Source organism: Sphingobium fuliginis (assembly GCF_015074805.1).
Taxonomy (GTDB): Bacteria; Pseudomonadota; Alphaproteobacteria; order Sphingomonadales; family Sphingomonadaceae; genus Sphingobium; species Sphingobium fuliginis.
The window spans coordinates 477,581-503,360 of the sequence record NZ_CP060036.1; the positions used below are offsets into that span (position 1 = coordinate 477,581).

15 protein-coding genes are annotated in these 25,780 nt (G+C 66.1%); 9 read left to right on the plus strand and 6 right to left on the minus strand.

Annotated features, from left to right (window positions below; genetic code table 11):
• The first annotated feature begins 53 nt into the window (after positions 1–53).
• The 4 genes from H5V43_RS18345 to H5V43_RS18360 all read left to right on the plus strand — a co-directional run bounded on the left by H5V43_RS18345 (position 54) and on the right by H5V43_RS18360 (position 9,258).
• The gene (locus tag H5V43_RS18345) at positions 54–1,400 is read left to right on the plus strand and encodes a cytochrome c family protein (RefSeq protein WP_244968712.1); all 1,347 of its coding nucleotides are present in this window, start codon (positions 54–56) and stop codon (positions 1,398–1,400) included.
• A complete protein-coding gene (locus H5V43_RS18350) occupies positions 1,397–3,367 on the plus strand; it encodes a heme-binding protein (RefSeq protein ID WP_025546673.1) in 1,971 nt (656 codons plus the stop codon). Before H5V43_RS18345 ends, H5V43_RS18350 begins: the two co-directional genes overlap by 4 nt.
• Before the next feature lie 3 nt (positions 3,368–3,370).
• Positions 3,371–5,194, plus strand: a complete 1,824-nt coding sequence (locus H5V43_RS18355) for a hypothetical protein (protein ID WP_025546675.1) — start codon at positions 3,371–3,373, stop codon at positions 5,192–5,194.
• A gap of 104 nt (positions 5,195–5,298) precedes the next feature.
• Positions 5,299–9,258 carry an LVIVD repeat-containing protein gene (locus H5V43_RS18360; RefSeq protein WP_025546676.1) on the plus strand — a complete coding sequence of 1,320 codons (3,960 nt, stop codon included), beginning with the start codon at positions 5,299–5,301 and terminating at the stop codon, positions 9,256–9,258.
• A gap of 8 nt (positions 9,259–9,266) precedes the next feature.
• On the opposite strand, the gene H5V43_RS18365 is transcribed toward H5V43_RS18360, so the two are convergent.
• Positions 9,267–10,172 carry a tetratricopeptide repeat protein gene (locus H5V43_RS18365; protein WP_025546678.1) on the minus strand — a complete coding sequence of 302 codons (906 nt, stop codon included), beginning with the start codon at positions 10,170–10,172 and terminating at the stop codon, positions 9,267–9,269.
• A 168-nt stretch (positions 10,173–10,340) separates the two neighbouring features.
• Between H5V43_RS18365 and H5V43_RS18370 the strand changes: the two genes are divergently transcribed.
• The 5 genes from H5V43_RS18370 to H5V43_RS18390 all read left to right on the plus strand — a co-directional run bounded on the left by H5V43_RS18370 (position 10,341) and on the right by H5V43_RS18390 (position 17,407).
• A complete protein-coding gene (locus H5V43_RS18370; RefSeq protein WP_037481250.1) occupies positions 10,341–12,854 on the plus strand; it encodes a cyclic nucleotide-binding domain-containing protein in 2,514 nt (837 codons plus the stop codon).
• Positions 12,854–13,732, plus strand: coding sequence for a hypothetical protein (locus H5V43_RS18375; protein WP_025546680.1), 879 nt, complete (start codon positions 12,854–12,856; stop codon positions 13,730–13,732). The genes H5V43_RS18370 and H5V43_RS18375 overlap by 1 nt, the downstream gene beginning before the upstream one ends.
• Positions 13,733–13,739: 7 nt before the next feature.
• The gene (locus H5V43_RS18380; RefSeq protein ID WP_193666886.1) at positions 13,740–15,584 is read left to right on the plus strand and encodes a cytochrome c3 family protein; all 1,845 of its coding nucleotides are present in this window, start codon (positions 13,740–13,742) and stop codon (positions 15,582–15,584) included.
• An 82-nt stretch (positions 15,585–15,666) separates the two neighbouring features.
• Entirely contained in the window at positions 15,667–16,512 is an 846-nt protein-coding gene (locus H5V43_RS18385; protein ID WP_025546682.1) for a metallophosphoesterase, read from the plus strand.
• A 127-nt stretch (positions 16,513–16,639) separates the two neighbouring features.
• Positions 16,640–17,407 (plus strand): SDR family NAD(P)-dependent oxidoreductase, encoded by a 768-nt coding sequence (locus H5V43_RS18390; protein WP_025546684.1) that lies wholly within the window; start codon positions 16,640–16,642, stop codon positions 17,405–17,407.
• Positions 17,408–17,443: 36 nt separating this feature from the next.
• Here H5V43_RS18390 and H5V43_RS18395 read toward each other — a convergent pair whose 3' ends face one another.
• From H5V43_RS18395 to glgX, 5 genes are all read right to left on the minus strand, one after another.
• Complete coding sequence (locus H5V43_RS18395; protein ID WP_025546686.1) at positions 17,444–17,755, minus strand: hypothetical protein; 312 nt, start codon at positions 17,753–17,755, stop codon at positions 17,444–17,446.
• 90 nt (positions 17,756–17,845) lie between these two features.
• Positions 17,846–20,263: a malto-oligosyltrehalose synthase gene (gene treY, locus H5V43_RS18400; RefSeq protein ID WP_025546688.1), complete on the minus strand. Its 2,418-nt coding sequence runs from the start codon at positions 20,261–20,263 to the stop codon at positions 17,846–17,848.
• Positions 20,260–21,975: a 4-alpha-glucanotransferase gene (gene malQ / locus H5V43_RS18405; RefSeq protein WP_193666887.1), complete on the minus strand. Its 1,716-nt coding sequence runs from the start codon at positions 21,973–21,975 to the stop codon at positions 20,260–20,262. The genes treY and malQ overlap by 4 nt, the downstream gene beginning before the upstream one ends.
• Complete coding sequence (gene treZ / locus H5V43_RS18410) at positions 21,972–23,678, minus strand: malto-oligosyltrehalose trehalohydrolase (RefSeq protein ID WP_193666888.1); 1,707 nt, start codon at positions 23,676–23,678, stop codon at positions 21,972–21,974. The genes malQ and treZ overlap by 4 nt, the downstream gene beginning before the upstream one ends.
• Positions 23,675–25,780, minus strand: coding sequence for a glycogen debranching protein GlgX (gene glgX / locus H5V43_RS18415; protein ID WP_025550208.1), 2,106 nt, complete (start codon positions 25,778–25,780; stop codon positions 23,675–23,677). The genes treZ and glgX overlap by 4 nt, the downstream gene beginning before the upstream one ends.

A 25,780-nucleotide genomic window follows, 5' to 3' on the forward strand; every position in this document is an offset into this window, starting at 1 on the left:
CGTGACGAATGGGGGGCGGTAAGCGCAGGGTGATAGGCAGGTCCTTGGGCGGCATGGCGTTGGGCGTCATGCTGCTGGGATGGCTGCTGCTGTCCGGCCTGCCCGGTGGCGAATGGGGCGTGGCGGATGCCGCGCCGGCGGCACGCGCCTACACTGGCGTAGCCTCCTGCGCGGGGTCCACCTGCCATGGCCGGATGGAGGGGGACGGCAAGGTCGTGCGTCAGGACGAACTGATGCGGTGGCAGGAGCCGTCGACGCCGGGCGGCGCCCATAGCCGCGCCCATGCCGTGCTGAACGGCACGCGCGGCCGGCAGATCGCGGCGACATTGGGGCTGGGCGACGCCGCCTCCGCGCCGGCCTGTCTTGGCTGCCATTCCACCCCCGCGGCGGCGCGCGGCGCGCGCTTCCTGACGCAGGATGGCGTCGGCTGCGAAGCCTGCCATGGCCCGGCGAGCGGCTGGATCGCCTCCCACTATGCCGTGGGCGCGAGCCATGCCGCCAATGTCGCGGCGGGCATGACGCCGCTGGACCGGCCGCAGGCACGGGCATCGGTCTGCCTCGATTGCCATTTCGGCAGCGCGCGGGACGGTCAGTTCGTCACGCACCGCATCATGGCGGCGGGTCATCCGCGCATATCCTTCGAACTCGACCTCTTCTCCTCCATGCAGGCGCATCATGACGAGGATGGCGACTATGCGCGGCGCAAGGGGCGGACAGACAGCCTGAAGCTCTGGGCCGTGGGGCAGGCGATGGCGGTGGAACGGGCGCTGACCCTCTATGCCGGGGCAAAGGGGACGGAGGGGGCCTTCCCCGAATTCTATTTCTTCGATTGCCAGAGCTGCCATCGCCGCATCTACGACCAGGCGGAGCGCAGCAAGACCTGGGAAGCCAATCCGGGCCGGCCCATTCCAGCGGGCATGCCGCCCTTCAATGACGAGAACATGATCCTGCTGTCCGCAGCGGCGCGTGTGGCCGCGCCGGGACTGGCCGGGCGCTTCGATGCGGACAGCCGCGCCTTCCATGCTGCGATTGCGCGGGATCGGGCCGGGGCGGTCGCGGCGGCGGGCAGGCTGGCGGGCAGCGCGCGAGCGCTGGCGGATGCCTTTGCGGCTGGCGGGATGCAGGGCGACATGGCCTTCGCCATCGTGCGCGAGATTGCGGGCAGCGCCATTTCGCCGCGCTTCACCGATTATGAAGGGTCGGTGCAGGCGGTGATGGCGGTCGACACGCTGCTCAACGGTCTGGTGAAATCCGGGCGCGTCACCATCGGCGCGGCGGCGGGCATCCGGGCGGACGTCAACCGCGCCTATGCAGCGGTCAGGGAGCCGAACGGCTATCGCCCCGGCGATTTCCGCGCCGCACTGGGCAGCGCGGCGCGCAGCATCGGGGCGCTGCAATGAGGGCGCAGCATCATCGCCTGAGCGCACTCGCCGCGAGCGCAGCGTTGATCCTCTCCTCCTGCGGCGGGGGAGGCGGCGACAGCAGCGGCACGCCGACGCCAGCGCCCACCCCGACGCCAACGCCGGCCAGCCTCTATGGGACGCCCGCGCAGGAATCGCTGACGGTCGCGGATGTCGAAACCGTGGTGGCGCATGCCGTGGCGGAGGCAAGGGCGCGCAACCTGCCCGCCGTGATCGCCGTGACCGACCGGGTGGGCAATGTGCTCGCGGTCTTCCGCATGACCGGCGCGCGGGCAGGCGCCACCACCAGCGCCGCACCCAATGGCGACAATATCGACGCGCAGAACCTGACCGTTCCCGCAGAGGCCGGCGCCATCGCCAAGGCGATCACCGGCGCCTATCTGTCGAGCGGCGGCAACGCCTTTTCGACCCGCACGGCGAGCATGATCGTGCAGCAGCATTTTCCGCCCGCGCCGACCACGGCCGGGCTGGAAAGCGGGCCGCTGTTCGGCGTGCAGTTCAGCCAATTGCCCTGTTCCGACCTTTCGGCGCGCTTCGTCTCCTCGGGCGCGCAGGCGATGATCGGGCCGAAGCGGTCGCCCTTGGGGCTGGCGGCCGATCCGGGGGGCTTCCCGCTTTACAAGAATGGCGTGGTGGTCGGCGGCATCGGCGTCATGGCGGACGGCGTTTATGGTTCCGACGGCAATGTGCTGGACGACGACAATGATCCGGAAGAATATATCGCGCTGGCGGGAACCCTGGGGTTCGAGGCGCCCGAGACTGTCCGCGCTGATCGCATCACGGTGGACGGCACCTCGCTGCGCTATTCCGATGCGGCCTATTCCGGGCTGATCGCGACGGGTGCGGTGAGCTTCGCCGCGATCAACGGAAGCGAAGGCGCGCTGGTCGCGGTGCGCGGCTATTATGGCGATCCCGCACCGATGATCCTGGCGGGTGTCGCTTATGGTACAGAGGCGTCGGGCGTCCGGCGGGCCCGGTCCGCCGAATTTCCCAAGACCGACGCCTTCGTCCTGACCGACGGGTCGGGCAATGACCGCTTCCCCATCCGCGCCGGAACCGACGCGGGCGATGTGGCGCAGCCGCTCACGACGGCGGAAGTGACCGCGATCCTCGAAGAAGCATTCACCGTCATGAGCCGGGCGCGGGCGCAGATCCGCCAGCCGCTGGACAGCCGGGCGCAGGTGACGATCAGCCTGGTCGATACGCGCGGGCAGGCGCTGGGCATCGTCCGGTCGCCCGACGCGCCGATATTCGGCACGGATGTGAGTTTGCAGAAGGCGCGGACGGCGGCCTTCTTCTCCAATTCCCATGCGGCGTCGGACCTGTTGGCCAGCAGCAGCGCCGATGTGGCGGCTTTCGTCGGAAAGGCGCGGACCTTCCTTAACGATCCGTCCGCGTTGACCGGGCGATATGCCTTCACCGATCGCGCCAATGGCAATCTTTCCCGTCCCTATTTTCCCGATGGCGAGGTTGGGCGGCCCAACGGGCCCTTTTCGCGTCCTATAGCGCAGTTCAACCCCTTCTCCACCGGCTTGCAATCGGCGCTGGTGGTGGGCGATCTCGCCGCCCATCTCGCCTTCGTGACGGGGGCCAGCGCGACGGACGCGCCGCAGCGCTGCTCGGCCGTGCCGACCGTCTCCGACCGGAACCGGGTGCAGAACGGCATCCAGATCTTTCCCGGTTCCGTGCCCATCTATCGCGGCAATGTGCTGGTGGGCGCCATCGGCGTGTCGGGCGACGGCATCGATCAGGATGACATGATCAGCTTCCTTGGCCTGCACAATGCCGGCCTGCGCATGGGCGGCGTCGGCAATGCGCCCGCCGCGATCCGCGCCGACCGGATCGTGGTGGACCTGGGCAATGCGACGGTGCGGCTGCGCTATGTGGGCTGTCCCTTCGCGCCGTTCCTGGACAGCGCATCGCAAAATGTCTGCACGGGGCTGTAGGGGATGGGCCTTGTCTCGCTCCTGCCCCTGTTCGCGCTGGCCCAGCCCGGCGAGCCTGTGCCGCCCCCTCCGCCGGAAAACTGGCAGGAGCTTTTGGATGCCGACCGTCAATCCATAGAGGGCCGCCGCCGCCCCGGCTATGAAGCGGCGCTGCCCCAAGCCGTGACGCAGGACAATAAGGGCGCGGTCCGAGCGCCGCCGCCGGAGGCCTTTCCGACCGATCAGGTGCCGATCCCGGATCGCTGGCGCCTGATCGAAAGCCTGGGGGTGGTGAAGGAACGCTGGTTCGATCCCTATAACCAGAATATGCTGAAGGGCGACCGGCCGATCGACCGGGAAAAGGCGAAGTGGCTGCCGATCAAGGGCGACGACTGGTTCTTCGTCGCCAATGCGGTGAGCGATACGGTGCTGGAGCCGCGCACCTTTCCGATCCCGGTCGGCGTGCAGACGACCGAGCGGCCGGGCAGTCTGGACGTGTTCGGCAAGGATGCGAGCGTCGTGTTCAGCCAGACCTTCATCGGCGGCGTGGCGCTCATCAAGGGCGCGACCGCCTTCAAGCCGCCGGAGATCGAATATCGCCTGACGCTGGCGTTCAACGTCAATCATGTGAACGTGCCCGAACGCCGCGTGCTGTTCGTGCAACCCTCCCGGCCGTCGCGCCGCACCGACCATTTTCTGGGCGTGCAGGAAGCCTTTGTCGACTATCACCTCGCCAACACGTCGGACCGCTATGACTTCCGCTCGCTGCGCGTCGGTATCCAGCCCTTCCAGTCGGATTTCCGCGGCTTTCTGTTCAATGATCAGCAATTGGGCATCCGGCTGTTCGGCAATCGCGACAATAACCGCTTCCAGTTCAATCTGGCGGCTTTCTGGCGGTTGGAAAAGGACACCAATAGCGGCCTCAATTCGGTCGTGCAGTCGCCGCGCAGGGACTGGATATTCCTTGCCAATCTCTACCGGCAGGATTTCCTGATCCCCGGCCTCACCAGCCAGATCACCGCCGTCTACAACATGAACCGCGAGAAGCGGGACATAGAGATCGACGACAACGGCTTTCCGGTGCGTCCGGCGCTGCTGGGCGACCTGCGCGGGCGGGAATATGATGTCGTCTATCTTGGCTATAATGCCGACGGGCGGATCGGCCGGCTGAATCTGACGGCGTCGCTTTACGGCGCGCTGGGGGAGGATCGGAACAGCATCTTCACTTCGCGGCCCGCGCAGATCAGGGCTTTTTTCGCCGCCGCCGAAGCGAGCGTCGACAAGGACTGGATGCGGTTCCGCATTTCCGGCCTCTATGCCAGCGGCGACGGCGATCCCCACGACAATCGCGAAAACGGGTTCGATGCGATTTTCGAGAATCCCGTCTTTGCCGGCGCGGACACCAGCTATTGGATCAGGCAGTCCATTCCTTTTGCCGGCGGTGGGCGCGTGATCGGGATCAACGGACGCAACGGCATATTGAACTCCCTGCGTTCCTCGAAGGAACAGGGGCAGTCGAACTTCAACAATCCCGGCACGATGCTGCTGGGCGCGGGGGCCGATTTCGACCTGATGCCGGAACTGCGGCTGTCGGCCAACGCCAATCACCTCTGGTTCCAGAACACGGCCACGCTTCAGGTGCTGCGCAATGAGGGCAGCATTCCCAAGGCCATCGGCTGGGATTTGTCGACGGCGGCGATCTGGCGGCCGCATGCGACGCAGAATATCGTCTTCCGGCTGTCGGGGGCGACTTTGCTGCCGGGGGCGGGATTTCGAGACCTCTTCACCAATAGCGAGCGCAACCGGAACTATTATTCGGTGCTTGCCAATTTGATCTTGAGTTACTGATGCGTTGGCCTTTTTCCCCTCTGTCATTCCCGCGAAGGCGGGAATCCATCTCCGGCGCTGCGTCCAGACGACGGGGTGGGAGATGGATTCCCGCCTTCGCGGGAATGACGGTGGTGGTGGTGCTTGCGGCGTTGCTCCTTCCCGTGGCTATCCTCTACGCTTCCGACGCCGAAAAGCCGGTCGAGCGCCACTATGCCCCCGCGCCGCCAGCGCCGATGAGCCAGACCGCCGAGCAGGTCGCGGCGAAATCGGACGGTTGCTATAGCTGCCACAGCAAGACCGACGAGCCGTCCATGCACGCGACCCCTGCGGTGATGCTGGGCTGCACCGACTGCCATGGGGGCAATGCGGCGGTGCGGGGCGATCCCGCATTGGGCTTCGAAGACCCCGCCTATGTCGCGGCGCGGGAGAGGGCGCATGTGCTGCCGCGCTATCCCAAGAGCTGGCACTATCCCTCCTCCGCCAATCCGCAGCGGACTTACACGCTGCTCAACCGGGAAGCGCCGGAGTTCGTCCGCTTCGTCAATCCCAGCGACTATCGGGTGGCGCGGGACGCCTGCGGGTCATGCCATATGCAGGTCATCGAGGCGGCGGAGCGTTCGCTGATGGCGTCGGGCGCGATGCTGTGGGGCGGGGCGGCCTATAATAATGGGATCGTGCCGTTCAAGAACTACATCTTCGGCGAGGCCTATACCAAGGATGGGAAACCCGCGAAGATCGTCTCGCCCGGCAGCCCGCCCGGCACGCTGACCGCCGAACAGAAGGCGCGCGGCGCGCTGGCGGAACTCTATCCGCTGCCGACATGGCAGGTGATCCCGCCTGGCGACGTCTTCCGCGTGTTCGAACGCGGCGGCCGCAATATCGGCACGCAATTTCCCGAAATCGGCCTGCCCAATCCCACCGGATCGATCCAGCGGCTGGAGGAGCCGGGGCGGCCCGACCTCAAGCAGTCCAATCGCGGCCCCGGAACGGGTTTGCGCGTGGCGATTCCGGCGCTCAACATCCACAAGACCCGCCTCAACGATCCCTATATGTGGTTCATGGGGACCAACGACCAGCCGGGCGATTATCGCCATTCGGGCTGTTCGGGGTGCCATGTCGTCTACGCCAACGACCGCGAGCCGCGCCACAGCCTGATCTACGCCCAATATGGCCGCGACGGGCAGACCGCCACGGTCGATCCCACCATCGCGGCCAAGACGAGCCATGGCGGGTTGAAAGGCCCGCATGGCGAGACCGTCAAGCCGGATCATCCTATCGGCGCCGTCAAGGAAAGCGGCCATCCGATCCGCCACGCCTTCACCCGCGCCATCCCCACTGCCCAGTGCATGAACTGCCACATGCACCAGCCCAATATCTTCCTGAACAGCTATCTGGGCTACACCATGTGGGACTATGAGTCCGACGCGCCGTTGATGTGGCCGGAAAAGCAGAAATATCCGACCGCCGCGCAAGTGCATGAGACGCTGGAGCGCAATCCGGAAGGGGCTTCCCCACGCGGCAAATGGGCGGACCTGGAATTTCTGCGCAACGTCTACGACCTGAACGACAAGGCGAAGGATACGCAGTTCGCGGACTATCACGGCCATGGCTGGAATTTCCGCGGCGTGTTCAAGCGCGACCGGGAGGGCAATCTGCTCGACGCGGACGGCAATATCGTGTCGCCCGACGATCCGGAAAAATGGCGCAGGAAGGGGGAGGACAAGTTCGTCCCCGTCGGCACCAATCCCGGCAAGTCCGTGCACCTGATGGACATTCATGCCGAAAAGGGCCTGCAATGCGCCGACTGCCATTTCGCGCAGGACAGCCACGGCAACGGCTTCATCTATGGCGAAGTGGCGAACGCCATCGAGATCGGGTGCAAGGACTGCCATGGCACGGCGGACGCCTATCCGACGTTGCTGACCTCCGGTCCGGCCGCGCCGCCCAAGGGCACCAATCTCGCCCTGCTGCGCAATCCGGACGGCAAGCGGCGCTTCGAATGGTATTATGACGCCAGCGGGCGGCAACGGCTGATCCAGCGGTCCATCGTCGATCCCAAGCTGGAATGGGAAGTGTCGCTGGTGAAGGATAGCGTCGATCCGACCAATCCGCATTTCAACGCCAAGGCGGCGCGGGCCAAGCTGATGAGCCGGTCGGGAGCGGAGGATGGCAGCTTCGCCTTCGGCCCCGGCGTGGCGAAGGCCGACCGGGCGCATGGCGACGACACTATGGCCTGCTTCACCTGCCATCTGAGTTGGACCACCAGTTGCGGCGGCTGTCACCTGCCCATCGAGGCGAACTGGAAGACGTCGCTCCACCATTATGACGGGGAGGAGACGCGCAACTTCGCCACCTACAATCCCCAGGTGGCGCGCGACGAGATGTTCCAGCTTGGCAAGCATATGACCACCAAGGGCAATGAAACCGCCCCGGTTCGCTCGACTTCCGCACTGGTCCTGTCGTCCACCAACATCAACCGTGAACGCATCTACATCCAGCAGCCGCCCATATCCGGCATCGGCTTCTCGTCGCAGGCCTTCGCACCCCATTTCCCGCATACGGTGCGCCGGACGGAGACGAAGACCTGCACTGACTGCCATTTGTCGGCCAAGGACGACAACAACGCCATCATGTCGCAATTGCTGCTGCTCGGCACCAATTTCGTGAACTTCGTGGGCCTCAATGCCTGGACCGGACTGGACGACGGGTTCGAGGCGATCCGCGTTACCGAATGGGATGAGCCGCAGGCGGTGATCGGCAGCTATCTCCAGAAATATGCCTATCCCGACTATTGGAAGCTGCATGTCGAGCAGAACAAGCGGGAACTCAAGGATTGGGTGCGCGGCAAATATTTCGACAAGAAGGCGTCGGGCGAGACCCGGGCCGTGGAGGAATTCCGCAATGTCGTGAAGGGCACGGCGGGGCGCGTCGGATGCCTGCAACTGCGCGGCGAATATATGTATGTGGCCGAAGGGAAGGGCGGTTTCCGCGTCTATGACGTGGCGTCCATCGCCAACAAGGGCTTTTCCGAGCCGATCCTGAGCGGGCCTTTCTCGAAGCTGGGTCACAATAGCGGGGTGCCGTCCAGGAACGCGACATGCATGGCGCTGGCCACCAACCAGCCGGTCAACCCGCTGCGCAACACGCCGGAACTGCGGCGGATCAACCAGGAACAGCCCTTCCTGCCGATCTACAGCTATGCGGCGGTGACGGACAGCGTCGAGGGGCTGATCATGGTCAATATCGAGACCATGGCCGATGGCGAGTTCCGCAACAATTTCCTGAAGCGGGCCGTGACCTGGAACCCCGATGGCGTGCTCAACGGCGCGCGGCATATCCAGTTGGCGGGGCAGATCGCCTATATCACGGCGGATGTCGGGCTGGTGGTGGTGGACCTCAGCGATCCGCTCCACCCCCGTCTCGCCGCCGTCCGCCCGATGAAGGACGCGCGGGCAAGCGCGATCCAGTTCCGCTATCTGTGGGTCACGGATGCGGAGGGCCTGAAGCTCTTCGACGTGACGAAGCTCACCGATCCGGTGGCGGTGCCATCCGCCACCGTGCCGCTGGCCGATGCGCGCCGCATCTATCTCGCCCGGACCTATGCCTATGTCGCGGCCAAGTCCGAAGGGCTGGCGATCGTCAACATCACCAACCCGCTGCGGCCGGTCGTCTATGCGAAGGAGACGTTCGGCGGGCAGATGACCGATGTGGAGGATGTGATCGTCGGTACCACCAATGCGTCGCTGTTCGCCTATGTCGCGGACGGCCGGAACGGGCTCAAGGTGATCCAGCTCACCAGTCCGGCCAGCCAGCCGAATTTCTATGGCTTTTCACCCGCGCCCAAGCCGGAACTGATTGCCTGGGCAAGGACGCCTTCGCCGGCTTTGGCGCTGTCCAAGGGGCTGGACCGCGACCGGGCGGTCGATGAAACGGGCGGGCAGATCGCAGTGTTCGGACGCCTTGGCTCGCGGCCCTTCACCCGCCCGGAAATGGAGCGACTGTTCCTGAACTCCAGGGGGATTCCCTATAAGGTCAGCGACGAGGTGGATATGAAGGGCTGGCGGCCGCCTCTGCTGCGCTGAGCCGGGTTTCAGACGCCCGGCACGCCCAATATCCGCGCCTCACCCCTGATCCGTCCCGCCTGCGCCGGATTGGCCGACCGCGCCTGCGCATAAGCTGCCGCCGCCTTGCCCGTCTCGCCCAGCGTCATGCGGCTGCGCATCAGCATGATCCAGCCGTCGACATTGCCCGGATTGGCCTTCAGCCTGGCCTCCAGGCTGGCCACCATCCCCTCGACCATCGCATCCTGCTGCCCCTTGGGAAGCTGCGCCGCGGCCTGCATCTGCTCGCGGCTTGGACCCGGTATCGCCGCTGCCGCCACGGACATGCCCGCGCCCATGGGAGGATGCGGCGCGGTCGGCTTCACCGCCGCCAGCCGCTCCGCGACATTGATGCCGTTGATCTTTCCCACCTGCTCTATCGTCCGGCGCAGATCGGCTTCCCATGGCGCGCCCGGCGGCGTGTCGCCCAGCAGGGCCAGCCAGTCGCGGATCGCGCCGTCATGATCCTTAGCCAGATCCTTGCGCACCGCCAGGAAATAACGTGCCCTGGGGTCCTTGGGGTCGAGCGAGATCGCCTTGTCGAATGCGTCGGCCGCCTCCTTCGGCATGGGATCGCGCTCGCTCGCCATCACTGCCGCTTCGCCGAGCGAGGACCAGAAGGTGGCGTTCCCCGGCGCCAGCTTCGTCGCATGGCGATAGGCGCGCACCGCATCGGCATGGCGGCCGCTCTCGAAATAGGCCCAGCCCAGCCTCTGCCAGCCCTCCGCATCGTTGGGATTGGCCCCCACCCGGTCCTGTAGCGCGCGGATCGCCGCTTCCGGGTCGCTCGGCCCTTCGTTCCTCAGCGGCGAGGGCAGGACGGGTGCTTTCGTCTCCTCCGGCGCGTGCGTCAGATTATAGCCGATCGATACGGCGGCGATGCCGACCGCGCCCATCAGGACCACGCGCCTCCAGTTCCAACCCATTATTCTTCCACTCCCCGGCTGTTCCCCGCGATCTTCTCTAGCGTGACGCTGCGGAAATGATAGAGTGCCGCCCGGGACAGGCATCCGGTAACAGCCGGAACGCAGGGGCATATTGGGGGATAATCATTGACTGACCGCGTGCGTATCGCGATCGTCGGATCGGGGCCGGCGGGGCTGAGTGCGGCCGCGCGCGCCGCTGCATTGGGGCTTTCGCACCTGCTGATCGAGAAGACGGACCATCTGTCCGACACCATCTTCAAATATCAGAAGGGCAAGCATGTGATGGCGACGCCCAGCCAGCTCGTGCTGCGGTCCGACTGCGATTTCGAGGCGGGCAAGCGCGAAGCGATTCTCGACCGCTGGAACGCGCAGGCGGCGGACCAAGGCGTCAATGTCGCCTATAATGCGGAGGTGAAGGCGATTGTCGGCATCGGCGATCCCATCCCCGGCAGCATCCAGAAGATCGTCGAGCGCAGGCGCGACGGCACGACCGAAACGAAGGAAATCCAGCGGCTCGCTCCGCCCTATCGACTGACCCTGAGCGACGGGCGGGATGTGATTGCCGATGCGGTCGTCATGGCCATCGGCACGCAGGGCAATCCCAATCTGATGCGTGTGCCCGGCGCCGACCTGCCCCATGTCCAATATCAGCTGGACGATCCGGGGGAATATAATGACGAGCATATCTTCGTCGTCGGCACGGGCGATGCGGGCATAGAAAACGCCCTGGGCCTCGCCGCCGACGTGGCGCAGGGCAATGCCGTCACCATCCTTAACCGCTCGACCGAGTTCGCCAGCGCCAAGGCCGCGAACGTCAAGGCGCTGATGGCCGCCGCCGAAGCGGGACGCCTTGCCATCATGACCGAAACCACCACGGCGAAGGTCGAACCCGGTTTCATCACGCTCGACAGCCGCGACGGCGAGGTGAAGCTGAAATGCGACCGCATCATCGCCCGCATGGGTTCCGCCCCGCCGCGCGCCTTTGTGGAGAGTTGCGGCATTGAGTTCACCAGCGGCGACCGCCTGGCCTTCCCGAAATTGTCGCCGGTATTCGAAAGCACCGCCCCCGGCATTTTCGTGATCGGCGCGCTGGCGGGTTATCCGCTGATCAAGCATTGCATGAACCAGGGTTATGACGTCGTCGAATATATCAACGGCAATCGCGACCTGAAGCCCGCCGACGAACCCATACTCGCCGCCAAATTCGCGGGTTTGCCGGAAAAGAAGAGCGTCGCGGACTGGCTGGAGCATCTGCGCGCCAACGTCGCCATCCTGGAGGGCCTTTCTCCGCTCCAGATGCGCGAATTCATGCTGGACAGCGAAGTGCGCGCCTATCGCAGGGACGATGTGATCTTCGAGAAGTTCGATCCCGGTTCCTCGCTCTTCGGCATCGCGCGGGGGCAGGCGCTGGTTGAGGTCGCGCCGGGCGTCGACATACCCATCGACCAGGGATCGATCTTCGGAGAAGTCGGCCTCATTTCCGGCCGCCGCCGCGGCGCGACCGTGCGGGCGGGCGCGGACTCGATCATGGTGGAGGTGTCGCGCACGGCGGCGCTCAAGCTCATGTCCTCCAACCCGCCGGCCAAGCGCGCCATCACCCGCATCTCGACCGAACGGCAACTGCTCCAGATGTTCGGCGCCGGCCTGACCCCGGCGGATCTTGCCGACATTCTCGACACGGCGGAAATCCGGACCGTGAAGGCGGGGGAAGCGATCCTCAGCGAAGGCGACCTTGGCAATGACATCTATGTGATCCGGGTCGGCTCCATGATCGTGGAGAAGAAGATCGGCGGGAAAAACGTCTTCCTCTCCTATCTTCCCGCCGGCAGCTATGTGGGCGAAATGGCGCTGATCGCGGGCGGGCCGCGCACGGCCACGGTCAAGGCGACGGTCAAGTCGGAGGTCATCAGGCTGAATGGCGACGCCTTCGCCCGGCTGATGGCCGCCAAGCCCGCCCTGCTGGAACGCGCCCGCCGCGACATGGCGGCGCGGCAGGACGTCAACGCCTTCATCGAAAGCCGCAAGGACAGCTTCTCCACCGTTGTCGACATGTATTCGGAAACGGCGAAGTTCCTGGTCGACAACGGCATCGGCGAAGCGACGGACGTGCTGCTGATCGACGAACATCTCTGCGTCGGCTGCGACAATTGCGAAAAGGCCTGCGCGGACAGTCACGATGGCCTCTCCCGCCTCGATCGGGAGGCGGGCCGGACCTATGCCCATCTGCATGTGCCGACGAGCTGCCGCCATTGCGAGCATCCGCACTGCATGGCCGACTGCCCGCCCAACGCCATCCATCGCGGCCCCGATGGAGAGGTCTTCATCGACGAGACCTGCATCGGCTGCGGCAATTGCCAGCGCAACTGCCCCTATGGCGTGATCCGCATGGACAGCGTGCCGCCCAGGAAGCCGGGCCTGCTGAACTGGATGTTCTTCGGCGCCGGCCCCGGCCCCGGCGAACCATCGAAGAAATGGCGCACCAAAAATGCGGAGCCCGGCGTCGAAAAGCCGAAGAAGGCCATCAAATGCGACATGTGCTCCGGCATTGAGGGCGGCCCGGCCTGCGTCCGCGCCTGCCCCACCGGCGCGGCCATCCGTGTCGCACCGGAGGATTTCCTGACGGTCGCCCGGCTGGGCGGGGAGGCGCGCTGATGGCTGCCGGAGCCGCCAGCCCCATTCGCCGCGCCAAGGGTGAAGTGCTGCATGACGGCTTTCTTCGTCACGCCGGTTTCCGCTGGCTGAAGATCGCGACGCTGATCTGCGTCCTGTCGATCGCCAGCTACATGCTGGTCGACGTCACGCCGCGTCATAATGGCGGGAGCTGGTACGGCTATGCCATGGGCACGATCGGCGTGCTGCTGATCCTTTGGCTGACCCTGCTCGGCCTGCGCAAGCGGGCGATGACGCGGGGACGCTGGTCGCTCAAGGCCTGGACCTCCGCCCATGTCTATCTCGGCCTCAGCCTGATCGTCATCGCCACGCTGCACACCGGCTTCCAGCTCGGATGGAATGTCCATACCCTCGCCTATGCGCTGATGATGCTGGTGATCCTGTCGGGTCTGTTCGGCATCGCCGTCTATGCGACGCTGCCCGCCGCGCTCAGCAACAACCGCGCCGAAATGACGCAGGTGCAGATGCTCGACGCGGTGCGCGCCATCGACCGGCAACTGCATGATGCCGCGCAGCCATTGACCCATGAACAGGCCGCGCTGGTGCGCCAGTCGCTGGAGGATGATCCCTTCGGCGGCGGCCTGATCGCCCGCCTGTCGGGCCGCTATCCCCGCTGCGCCACGGCGAGGGCGCAGGCTGCGCTGCGCCGCTGGACGGGCGAGACGCCCGATACCGGCAACGACCCGCTGGAGAGGATCGACGCCCTGCTGGAGCGCAAGCAGGCCATGCTGGCCCGTCTGCGCCGCCACCTGAAGCTGAAGGCGCTGCTGGAAATCTGGCTCTACGTCCATGTGCCCGCCACCTTCGCCCTGCTGGCCGCGCTGACCGCGCATGTCGTCAGCGTCTTCTTCTACTGGTGAGCCTGAGATGAGCTTTCTAGTCCGCCAGATCAGCCTCACCGCCGATGGCCGTGAGATCGTTCGCGCCGCCACCATCGCCCAGGCGCAACTCTCCCTCGGCCGCGCGGCTGAAAGCGACATCCACTTGCCCGACCTGGCGCTGGAGCCCGACCATGCCCGGATCGAGCAGGTCGACGAACGCACCATCCGCGTGCGCGCCACCGGCACCTTGGGCTTCGAGCTGGAGGGCCGCACGGTGCTGCGTGCCGAGATCGACCCAGCCAAGGGCGCGGAACTGCGCTTCGGCGGTCATCGCGTCACCCTGTCGCGGGGCGACGACGGCGCGACCATTCTCTCCATCCGCCGCGTCGACGCCGTGTCCGAAGCCTCGGAGGAAAAGGAGGAGACGAAGGTCTTCTCCCTGCGCGGCCTGCTGCCCGGCAAGCGGCTGACGGCCTGGGCGCTGGCGCTGGCGATCCTGATCGGCTTCCTCGCCATTCCGATCTGGAGCTATGCCGGTCGTCCCGCGGACGACACGCGCAACATCTACAAGATGGTAGGCGACAAGGCCTGGTCATCCGGTCCGCTCAGCCAGGCCCACCACGCCCTCGAAGGCCGCTGCGAAACCTGCCATCAAAAGGCGTTCGTCTCGGTCCGCGACAGCGCCTGCCAGACCTGCCACAGGGATGCGCACGACCATGCACCGGCCGCCCGCATCGCCATGGCACGGGCTGAAGGGGGACTGGGCGACAAGCTGCTGGCGGGAGTGGCCGCCGCATTCGGCAAGCCGCCTGAGGGTGCCTGCGTCGACTGCCACCGCGAACATGAGGGCGCAGGTCCGATGCAGCCGACGCCGCAGGCCTTCTGCACCGACTGCCACGGTACGCTGAAGGACCGGCTGAAGGACACGAAACTGGGCAATGCCGCCGATTTCGGCACCAGCCATCCGCAATTTTCCGCGCTGGTGCAGGCGCGGCCGGGCCAGCATCCCCGTTTCTCCCGCGCATCGCTCGACAGCAGGCCGATGGACGATAGCGGCCTCAAATTCCCGCACGACATCCACCTGTCCGCGAGCGGCGGCGTCGCGAAAATGGCGCGGACGATGAAGGCGCAATATGGCTTTGGCGACGCGCTTGCCTGCAAGGATTGCCACAAGCCGACCGCCGACGGCGTGCGCTTCCTGCCGGTGGACATGGAACGCGACTGCCAGATGTGCCACAGCCTCGCCTTCGAGACGATCGGCGGCACCGTCCGCACGCTGCGCCACGGCCAGCCGGATCAGGTGGTCGCGGACCTGCGGGCCTATTTCCGTTCGACCGGCCCGGCCCAGCCGGCGGCCTTGGGCGGAACGGCGCGGCGGCGGCCCGGCGATTATGCGCAGGGGCGGCTCTACCATGCCTATTTCGGGGCGGCGGCGGCACGTCCGTCCCGCGCGGACGATGCCGTCAAGGCGGTCTTCTCCAGGGGCGGCGCCTGCTACGACTGCCATATCGTCACGCCGCCGAACACGAACGGCAATGCGGGTTGGCGGGTGCTGCCGGTGCATCAGCCGATGCGCTATATGATGAACGGCTGGTTCGACCATGCCGCACACCGGACCGAGAAATGCGAAAGCTGCCATGCCGCGCCCAAATCGCACGATGCCAGGCAGCTGCTGCTGCCCGGCATCGACAGTTGCCGCACCTGTCATGGCGGGGAAAAGGCCAAGGCGGACGTGCCATCGGGTTGCGCCATGTGTCACAGCTATCATGCCGGCGATGACGCGCCATGGGTTCCCGCCAGCCGTTCGATCGGGAAAGATGCGGCCGACAGGCGGAAGGCGCTGACCACATCAGCCTATCCCGTGCTGCTGCGCGGGCGGGAGCCCGGTTGAAACGGCGGAACCGGCATAGCCTTTGCTGGAGCGGATGGCGCCGAAGAGTGGCCGAGGACACGAATAAGGGGAGCAAGGACCAATGCTGATCGCGCAGGTCACGGACATCCATCTGGGGTTCGATCCGGACAATCCCGCCGAGTTCAACCGCAAGCGGCTGGACCAGGTCCTGCGTGCCCTGAATGATGGTCCCAACCGGCCCGATCTGTTGCTGGCGACCGGCGACCTGACCGACCGGGGCGATGCGGACAGCTACCGCCGCCTCGCCAACGCCTTCAGCCAGTGCGATTTCCCGGTGTGGCCCTGCATGGGCAATCATGACGACCGGACGCATTTCGCCGCGCATTTCCCTCACATTCCCCAGGAGGATGGCTTCGTCCATTATGCGATCGCGCAGGATGGGCGGCGGATCATCATGCTCGACACGCTGGAGCCGGGGCGTCATGGCGGCGCCTTCTGCGAGCGGCGCGCGCAATGGCTCGCCGCGCGGCTGGACGAGGACAGCATCACTCCGACGCTGATCGTCATGCACCATCCCCCGGTGGAGGTCGGCATCGACTGGATGAACACCCATTCCGAAGAACCCTGGGTCCGGCGCTTCGCTGCGACGATCGCCGGTCGTCCCAATCTGCAAGCGATCCTCTGCGGTCATATTCACAGATCCGCAGTGGCGCCGTGGAAAGGCACGACCATTGCGATCTGCTCGTCGACCGCGCCGCAGCTTGCCCTCGACATGCGGCCGATGGACCCGGACGCTCCGGACAACCGCCCGATGATCGTTGCCGATCCGCCGGCCTATGCACTCCACCGATGGACCGAAGAGGGGCTGATCACCCATTTCGAAACCGCGGACGATCATGTGATGCTCGCGAAATTCGACGGCAGCATGCAGCTTCTGGTCCGGACGCTGATGAACGAGCGGCCCTGAGGCAAGGGTTGTGCATTGCCGGACCGGTTTGGCCCGTTCCGGGCTGCTGCCGGATGCCTCGGCATGCGTTATCCTTGTTCACAATTGGATATGGCTGGGGCAAAGTCGGCAAAAGGAAGGAGCCGATATGTCGCGCATTTTCATAACCGGCAGCACCGAAGGCCTGGGACGTGCCGCCGCCGAAGCGCTGATGGACGATGGGCATGAGGTGATCCTGCATGCGCGTTCGCCGGAGCGGGCCGCGGCACTGGACGGGCTGGGAAAGCGGTCCGGCGGGCTTGTTATGGGCGATCTCAGCAGCGCCGCCGAAACACGCGACGTGGCCGATCAGGTCAATGCCCTGGGCAGGATGGACGCCATCATCCACAATGCCGGGATCTACAGCACGGCGGACCGGGGACCGGCTGCAGAGGGACATGCGACGATCTTCGCCGTGAACAGCCTGGCGCCCTATATGCTCACCGCCCTCATCGATCGGCCGTCACGCCTCGTCTATCTCAGCAGCAGCCTGCATCGGGGCGGCGAGGGCTCCCTTGACGATCTCGACTGGGAAAAGCGCGAATGGGACGCGGGCAAGGCCTATGCGGAGACCAAGCTGCATGTCGCTGCCCTTGCCGCCGCATTGTCGCGCCGCTGGCCGGATGTCGTCTGCAGCGCCGTCGACCCCGGATGGGTGCGCACGCGCATGGGCGGGGCCAGCGCGCCCGTCGACATAGACACAGGCCGCAGGACTCAGGTTTGGCTTGCCGCCAGCAACGACCCGGCGGCGCTGGTCAGCGGTCGCTATTGGCACGATCTTCAGATGGAGGAGCCGGCCGGCGAAGTGACCGACACCGGCTTTCAGGACCGGCTGCTTCAGAGGCTGGAGGAGATAACGGGCATAGGCCTGCCCTGATTGCGGCAGCTTGCCGGACATGACCTGCCGCCGCGATCAGGCGGCGAGCGCACCCCGCGTCGAGGAGATCAGAAGGGCCTCAGCCAGCGCCAGACATTGTTCGAGCGACGGCCCGGCCAGATGCGTGTCGCTGCCGTCCCAATGCCGGATGCTCAATTCCCAGAGCGTTCCGCTGTCGATGCAGGCGGCGCGAGCGTCCTGACCGGCGAAATGCAGCACGTCGCCGAGCCGCTCGCGGTGCAGAAGATGACGCGCAACCGTTGTGTGGCTTTCAAGATGCGCGTTGAAGTGCAACTGGATATTTTCGCTGTTGGCTGCCAACCATGGAAGAATATTGCTGTCGATCATCGGGCCTGCTTTGCATGACGCGGCCGGTACACAGATCGCCGCTTCTGGCGTATACTCGCGGAACCTGCTTATGTTCCTCGACATTTCTCCTTATTCACTCAGGTTAATGAAATAGGGGGTGCTGGCGAACATTTCGGCTGCCAGCGGCTCGACCTCACCCTCCAACCGGCTGTCGCTCCACCATTGGGCCGGGGGCAGGGTGCCCTGTTCGCTCAAGATCCGTCCGCAGCGGATCATGACGGCGCAGCAAAGGCGCACGCCCGCATGACGGCGTTCGAACGCGAATATATGCTCCGCCCTGGGGCCAGCCGGGCAAAGCGGACGATAGCTGCCCAGCGCGAACAGGTCGGGATGATCCTTCCGGTAGCGGAGCAGGCGCTGGATGAGGACCATCTTCTCCCCCTCTGCCACGTCGCCGTCGTCCAACAGGCGGAGCCGGCGTGCATAGTCGACGGGCCGCCGGTTGTCGGGATCGACGAGGCTCAGGTCTTCCAGTTCGCTACCCCGATAGATGTCGGGCACGCCGGGCAGGGTGAATTTAAGGACGGTCTGGACCAGGCTGTCGGCGCGCGCCGCGGGGAGGAGCCGCGCCACGAAGGCCCCCATGTCCCGCGTGAATTCCGGTTTTGCCAGAAGGTGATGCAGCAGCTTACGGGCGTCCGCCTCATAGCCCGCTTCGGGTTGTTCCCAGCTCGATCGCAGCCGCGCTTCGCGGAGGGACTTTTCAAGCCAGCCGGAAACACGACCGGGAAAATCCTCCGGCAAAGCCTGATCGGCCGATGCCGGCCAGGCGCCGAAAAGCGTCTGAAAGAGCTGGTAACGATCAGCGGGATGAATGTCGGCGCCGCATTCGTCCGCCATGCGCGACCATCGGCCGACCGCCTCCTCCCACAGCCGCGGGACGGCGCTCAGCACCGCAAGCCGGGCACGAACATCCTCCCCGCGCTTATGGTCATGGGTCGCCGTCGCGAGCATGGCATGGGGAAAGACCTCTGCACGGGCCTGCACCCTTCGGTGAAATTCCTCCGGAGAAAGGGCGAACCGTTCCGGATCGGCGCCCACATCATTGGCGGATAGCAGCGGGGCGTAGCGGTAGAAGGCGGTGTCCTCCACGCCCTTGGCGGCGATGGGTGCGGAAAGCTGCTGGAAGCGCCGCACGGCCTCCGCAGCGCAATCGGCATCGCCCGGACCAGTGCCTCCCAACCAGTCAAGGATATGCCTTGCCACCTCTGCCTCGCCGGGGGGAAGGTGCGGCTGAACGGCGTTCCAGGCCCGTTCGCGGACCGTCGCGTCGCTCATCGGCGCAGCGCGGCCGTCGCCATAGGTGCGATAGACGGGAAAGACCCAGAGCAGCCGTTCGATCGCCCTGCGGATCATTGCGGAGGTGACGGCTTCCAGTGCGGCGTCGGCGGTCCGCGCCGAACCGGCAAGGGCAGCGAACGCAGCGACGCAGGCGGCAAGCTGGCCTTCGAACTGCCAGGACAGCATGTCGCGGCGCGCCTCCAGCACCACCCTGGCCGGATCGCCATGTTCGGGGTCGAGGTTCTGCCACAATGCCCGGAGCGGCGCTTCACCGGACGGATCGTGGAGAAGCGCCGTCATGTCGCTCATGAAATCATAGCCGCTGGTGCCGTCGACTCCCCAATCGGGCGAAAGCGGCTCGTCCGCGGCCAGGATCTTCTCCACCACGATATAGGCGCGATCCGGTCCGGAACGGATCGCATCGAATGCGGCGCGCAGGGACCGGCAATAGGCGGCGGGGTCGGACAGGCCATCGACATGGTCGACCCGCACGCCGTCGATCAGCCCCTCCCCGAACAGGTCGAAATATAGCCGGTGCGTGGCATGGAATATGGCGGCGTCCTCGATCCGCAGGCCCGCCAGATCGTTGATCGAGAAAAAGCGCCGCCAGTTCAGCAGGTCATTGGCGGCGCGCCAGTGGACCAGCCGGTAATGCTGCATGTCCAGCAGGCGGCGCAGCTCGTCAGGTTCCTGTTCCAGCGATCCGGGCTTTAGCGGCAGCCGTTGGTCGCCATAGAGCAGAAGGTGCGGATCGTTTCCGGCTGAAAGCCTGAGGTCGCCGTTCTCGATCGCTTGGGTCAGGGTCGCGCCCAGCAGTGGCAGCACCACCGGACTGCTCTGCCAGTCGATGTCGAACCAGCCGGCATAGGGGCTATCCGGTCCAAGGCGAAGAACGTCGTTCCAATAAGGGTTTTCGCCGCCCGCCACGCCCATGTGATTGGGCACGATGTCGATGACGATGCCCATGCCCTGCGCGCGAAGCGCGGCGACGAGGCTGCGGAAGCCGCTTTCGCCCCCCAGTTCGGGATTGATGCGGGTCGGATCGATCACGTCATAGCCATGGGTCGATCCGCTGCGCGCCATCGTGATCGGGGATGCATAGACATGGCTCACCCCCAGCGCCGCCAGATAGGGGACGATGTCCTCCGCCGCCGCGAAGGGGAAGTCGCGGGTCAGTTGCAGGCGGTAGGTGGCGCGCGGGATCATGCGCCCCGCTCCCGGTTCAACCGGTCGATGCGGCGGGACACATCCGGCCGGTCGAGCAGCTTTTCCATCCTGTCGGGCAGGCGCCGCCGCCAATTGGGATGCGTGTCGACGGTGCCCGGCAGATTGGGCTGTTCGATCATGCCGACCATATCCTCCATCGGGACAAGAAGCAGGGACGAAGGCGTCCCGGCCAGAAAGGCGAGCGCCCGGTCGATCACCATGTCCGGATCGTCCTTCGCGGGCATGGGCGTTGCTTCACCGATGGCGCGCCACAGCGCCTTGCGATGCTGGTCCCGTTCCGCCTCGCTTTCCCCGCCGCGATCCAGCAGGCGGCTCCACTCAAGATCGCGTCCGGTCCACCAGCCCGCCAGCGTCGGCGTGTCATGCGTCCCGCTCATCGCCACCGATCGCGCCGGATAGGCGGCGGCGGGCAGGAATTCGCCAGCCTCATCGCGCGAGAAGGGCAGCACCGCCATGCCATGGATGCCCGCCGCCTCCAGCGCGGCGCTGAAGCCCGCAGGCCGGGTGCCCAGATCTTCCGCGATCACGATGGCGCGGGCGCGCCACGCTTCCAGCTTCACCAGCCGCAGGAGATCGTCGAACGGATAGCGGAGATAGGCGCCTTCGCTCGCCGCCCGTCCCTCCGGCACGACCCAGAGCCGTTGCAGGCCAAAGCCGTGGTCGATGCGGATGCCGCCGCGCGCGGGCATATTGGCGCGCAACATGGCGATGAAGGGTTCGAAACCCCGTTCGGCCAGCGCCAGCGGGCTAAAGCCCGTCAGCCCCCAATCCTGCCCCCGGGGGCCGAGCGGGTCGGGCGGCGCGCCGATCCGCAATCCCTGAAGAAAGGCGGCGGGATCGGATCGGGCGTCGCTGCCGCCGGGATCGACGCCGACGGCAAGATCGGCGATGAGGCCGATGGCCATGCCCGCCTCCCGCGCCGCCTGCTGGACGGCATCCAATCCACGCCGGGCATGGGATTGCAACAAGCCGGCGTCGTCACCGCCGACAGTCCGGCGGAGCGCCGCCAATTTGGCCGGGCCGGCCTTGCTCCAGTCGATCAGGTCCGATCCATCCGCTGCGGCTATGGGCTCGGCTTCCCCAAAAAGGATGTTGAGGGCAAGGCGGCTGGAAGGGGAATAGGGCGCGAAGCGGGCAGGGTCGTCCAGCGCATGGACCGGGCTGATCGCCACGGCATCGGCGCCCTTCGCGCCCAGCAGCCGCACCGCCTCGCACAGCGTGCCGAAATCCCCGAAATCGCCAGAGCCGCGAAGGGACGGGATCTGGATGGCGACACCCCAGCAACGGCGGCCTATCGGCGGGCAGCGATCCGGCGCGATGGCGATGCGGATGCTGCCCTGTGCGGAGTCCAGGCGGTAATAGCCCGGTTCCGCCACGCCGGATCGACGCAGGCTGTCCATGCCGATGTCGACGGCATGGCCTGCTTCGTCCAGCAATTGCGCGTCGTGCAGCCGGTCGGGCAGGGGGATGGGCTTGTTCCGGTCCGCCGTGATCATGGCCGGCAGGCGATCCAGCCGGTGGCGGAGCGAGGCCCTGCTTCTGGCGATCTCCTCCGGCGTCCCGGCCGGCAGGTCCAGCGCCGTCAATATGGCGCGCAGACTGCCGTCGCTGACCTCCTGCCGCGCGCCATCGGCATCGGTCCAGCATCGCATCAGCCCGGCTTCGGCGGCAAGGCGGTGAAGGTCGCTCATGGCTCCTCGATCCAGGCGGCGAAGCTGGCAGGGGCGCCGGGAGAATTGGTGGCGAACAGGGGTGGATCGGCCAGGATCGGATCGACGGGTGCGTCGCCCAGATTGAGCAGAATGGAAAGATGGCGGCCTGTTCCCAGCCGCCACCGGGCGCTGACGCAGTTCGGGGACAGCGCCCGGGCGCCGATCGCGCGGCATCCTTCCAGACCGGGCACGACATAGGCATGACGCAGGGCAAGCAGATTGCGGTAGAGGGCGCGCCATTCCTCCGCATCCTCGCCCGTGGCGATGCGGGACTGCCCGAAAGTCTCAATGGCATTGGGGTCGGGAATGCGCGCGCGGGCTTCCGTACTGGAAAAGCCGGCAAAACCGGCGAATTCACGCCGCCGCCCCTCGCGCACGGCATCGGCCAGTTCGTCATGGAAATCGGTGAAGAAGAGGAACGGGCTGCGCGCGCCCACCTCCTCCCCCATGAACAGCAACGGGATTTGCGGCATCAGCAGCAGCAGCGCCGTCGCCGCCCTGAGCCGCGCCGGATCGGTCAGGTCGATGATCCGCTCGCCCATCGCCCGGTTGCCGACCTGATCGTGATTCTGGAGGAAGGCGATGAAGGCCGTCGGCGGCAGATGCCCGCTGGGTGCGCCCCGCGTCCTGCCCTGCTGGTGCGGCGAGGCTTCGCCCTGATAGATGAAGCCCTGTTCGAGGCAGCGGGCGAGCTTTTCCGCAGGCTGCCGGGCGAAGTCGGCATAATAGGCGTCCCGCTCGCCGGTCAGCAGCACATGCAGGACATTGTGGAAATCATCGTTCCATTGCGCGTCATAGCGGCTGGGCATGAGCCGGTCGGGATCGTTGCGTTCATTTTCCAGCATCAGGTGGACATGGCGCTGGGGCCCGATGCCGCCGCGGATTTCACCCGCCAGCCAGTCGAGGAACCGGTCGTCGCCTATGGCATGGACGGCATCGAAGCGCAGACCGTCGAAGCCATAGTCGTTGAGCCACATCAGCGCGTTTTCGCGGAAGAAGGCGGCGACCGGAGCACGGTCCACGGCGACCGCGCCACCCCAGGGCGTATGCCGCTCCGCATGGAAGAAGGGCGAGGCATAGGCGCCGAGATAATTTCCGTCCGGCCCGAAATGATTATAGACCACGTCCATGAAGATCATGAGGCCATGGCCATGGGCGGCATCGACCAGCGCGCGCAGGTCTTCCGGCGAGCCATAGGCTTCGGCCGGGGCGAAGGGCAGGACACCGTCATAACCCCAGTTCCGTGCCCCGCTGAAGGCATTGACCGGCATCAGTTCGATCGCCGTCACGCCCAGTTCAGCAAGTTCCGGCAACCGGGCCCGGACTCCAGCGAAGCCCCCTGCAAGACCGGCATGGATTTCATAGATGACCGTTTCGGTCCAGGGGCGGCCGCGCCAGTTTTCGGCCGGCAGGTCGAGCGCCGTGATGACGCTCCACCCATGGACGCCGCCGGATTGCCGTCGGGAGGCGGGGTCGGGCACCGCCCGTTCCGGATCGAGGCGGAAGCGGTAGCGCGTTCCGGGCCCGGCGGGCGCTTCGGCAAGGAACCATCCGTCCGCCTGCGCGGCCATGGCGATCGGCGCAGCGTTTTCGATCTCCAGCGTCACCGCATCCCGGTCCGGTGCCCAAAGGCGGAAGCGCCAGCGGCCTTCTTCCAGTTCGACAGGGCCCCAGAGCGTCATGCGTCCGGCTTCTCGCCCACCCAGCGCACCAGCACGGCCGAATGGGCCTGCACGCCATAATCGCCGGCGATCTCGAACGGTTCGCGCTCGGGCTGGGCGCTGTCGATCAGCACTTCATGCGAAGCGGAGGGCGCCGACAGGTGGAAGTCGATGGGCGCATCGCTGGCGTTCAACAGCAACGAAAGGGCCTCTACCCGCCCGTCCTCCAATCGGTGCGCGCGGCGCATCGCCAGCGCGCGCCCCTCCGGATTGTTCCAGTCCTCCTCGCTCAGCGGGTTCCCGCGCTCGTCCCACCATTCGATGTCGCCGACACCTGAGCCCGGGCCGTCCTGGCCGTAGAGGAAGGTCGATGCGCGCAGCACGGGATGGCTCCTGCGCAGGGCGATCAGCCGGGCGGTGAAGTCGAACAAGGCCTGGCCGGCCTCACCCTCCATCATCGACCAGTCGAGCCAGCTTATCTCATTATCCTGGCAATAGGCATTGTTGTTGCCGCCCTGGGTCCGCCCGAACTCGTCCCCCGCCACCAGCATCGGCGTGCCGAGCGAGGCGAGCAGCGTCGTCAGCATGGCCCGCCGCACCCGGTTGCGCGTGTCGTTGATGGCGGGATCGTCGGTCGGTCCTTCCGCGCCCCAGTTGCGCGAGAGATTATTGTCATGCCCGTCGCGATTATCCTCTCCATTGGCCTCATTATGCCGCTCCTCGTAGGAAATGAGGTCGGCCAGCGTGTAGCCGTCATGGCTGGTGAGGAAATTGACGCTAGCCCAGGGCCGGCGGGCGCGGCGGTCGAACAGGTCGCCGGACCCGGAAAGCCGCGCGGCGAGATCGGCGCGCTGCCCCGGATCGCCGCGCCAGAAGCGGCGGGTGGTGTCGCGGAAGCGGTCGTTCCATTCGGCAAAGCCCGGCGGGAAATTGCCGAGCTGGTATCCGCCCATGCCGACGTCCCACGGTTCCGCGATCAGCTTCAGCCGGCCCAATATCGGGTCCTGCCGCAGCACGTCGAACAGCCCGGCATTGGGATCGAACCCATGGTCGGTGCGCCCCAGCGTCAGCCCCAGGTCGAAGCGGAAACCGTCGACGCCGAAGCTGGTCGCCCAGTAACGCAGCGAATCCGCCACCATCTGGATCACGCGGGCATGGGTCAGCTTGAAGGTGTTGCCGGTGCCGGTGTCGTTCAGGCAATAGCGCGGCTCGCCCGGCACCAGCCTGTAATAGGTCGCATTGTCGATACCGCGCCAGGACAGGGTCGGCCCCAGTTCGCTCCCTTCGCAGCTATGATTATAGACGACGTCGAGAATGACCTCGATCCCCGCGGCATGCAGCCGGCGCACGGCGACGCGCAGTTCATCATGCGTATCCCCGGCGAAATAGCTGGGCTCCGGCGCGAAGAAGCTGAGCGTGTTATAGCCCCAATAGTTGCGCAGCCCCTTTTCCTGAAGGAAGCGGTCCTGCACGAAGGCGTGGATCGGCATCAGCTCCAGCGTCGTGATGCCCAGCCGCTTCATATGGTCGATGACCCTGGGGTGGGCGAGCGCGGCGAAGGTGCCCCGTTCCTGCGGCGGCGCGGCCTCCAGCAATTTGGTCAGTCCCTTCGCATGGGCTTCGTAGATGACGGTTTCCGACCAGGGCACGTTGGGCCGCACGTCGCGGGACCAGTCGAAACTGTCATGAGTCACCACCGCCTTGGGCATGGCCGCCGCGCTGTCCCGCCGGTCGAAGCCCAGATCGGCGCGCCGCCCCCGTACCGGATAGCCGTGCAGCACGTCGTTCCATCGCAGGCTGCCCGACAGGCGCCGGGCATAGGGGTCGAGCAGCAGCTTGTTCGGGTTGAACCGATGCCCCTGTTCCGGCGCATAGGGTCCATGCACGCGATAGCCATAGAGCAGGCCGGGCCGCGCATCGGGCAAATAGCCGTGCCAGACCTCATCCGTGCATTCCGGCAGGGTCAGGCGGGCGATTTCCTTGCGGCCTTTCGGATCGAACAGGCAAAGGTCGACCCGGTCTGCATTGGCGGAGAAAATGGCGAAATTGACGCCCAACCCGTCGAAGGTGGCGCCCAGGGGGTAGGGTGATCCGCCCTCAAGGCGGTCGGGATATTGGCTCAA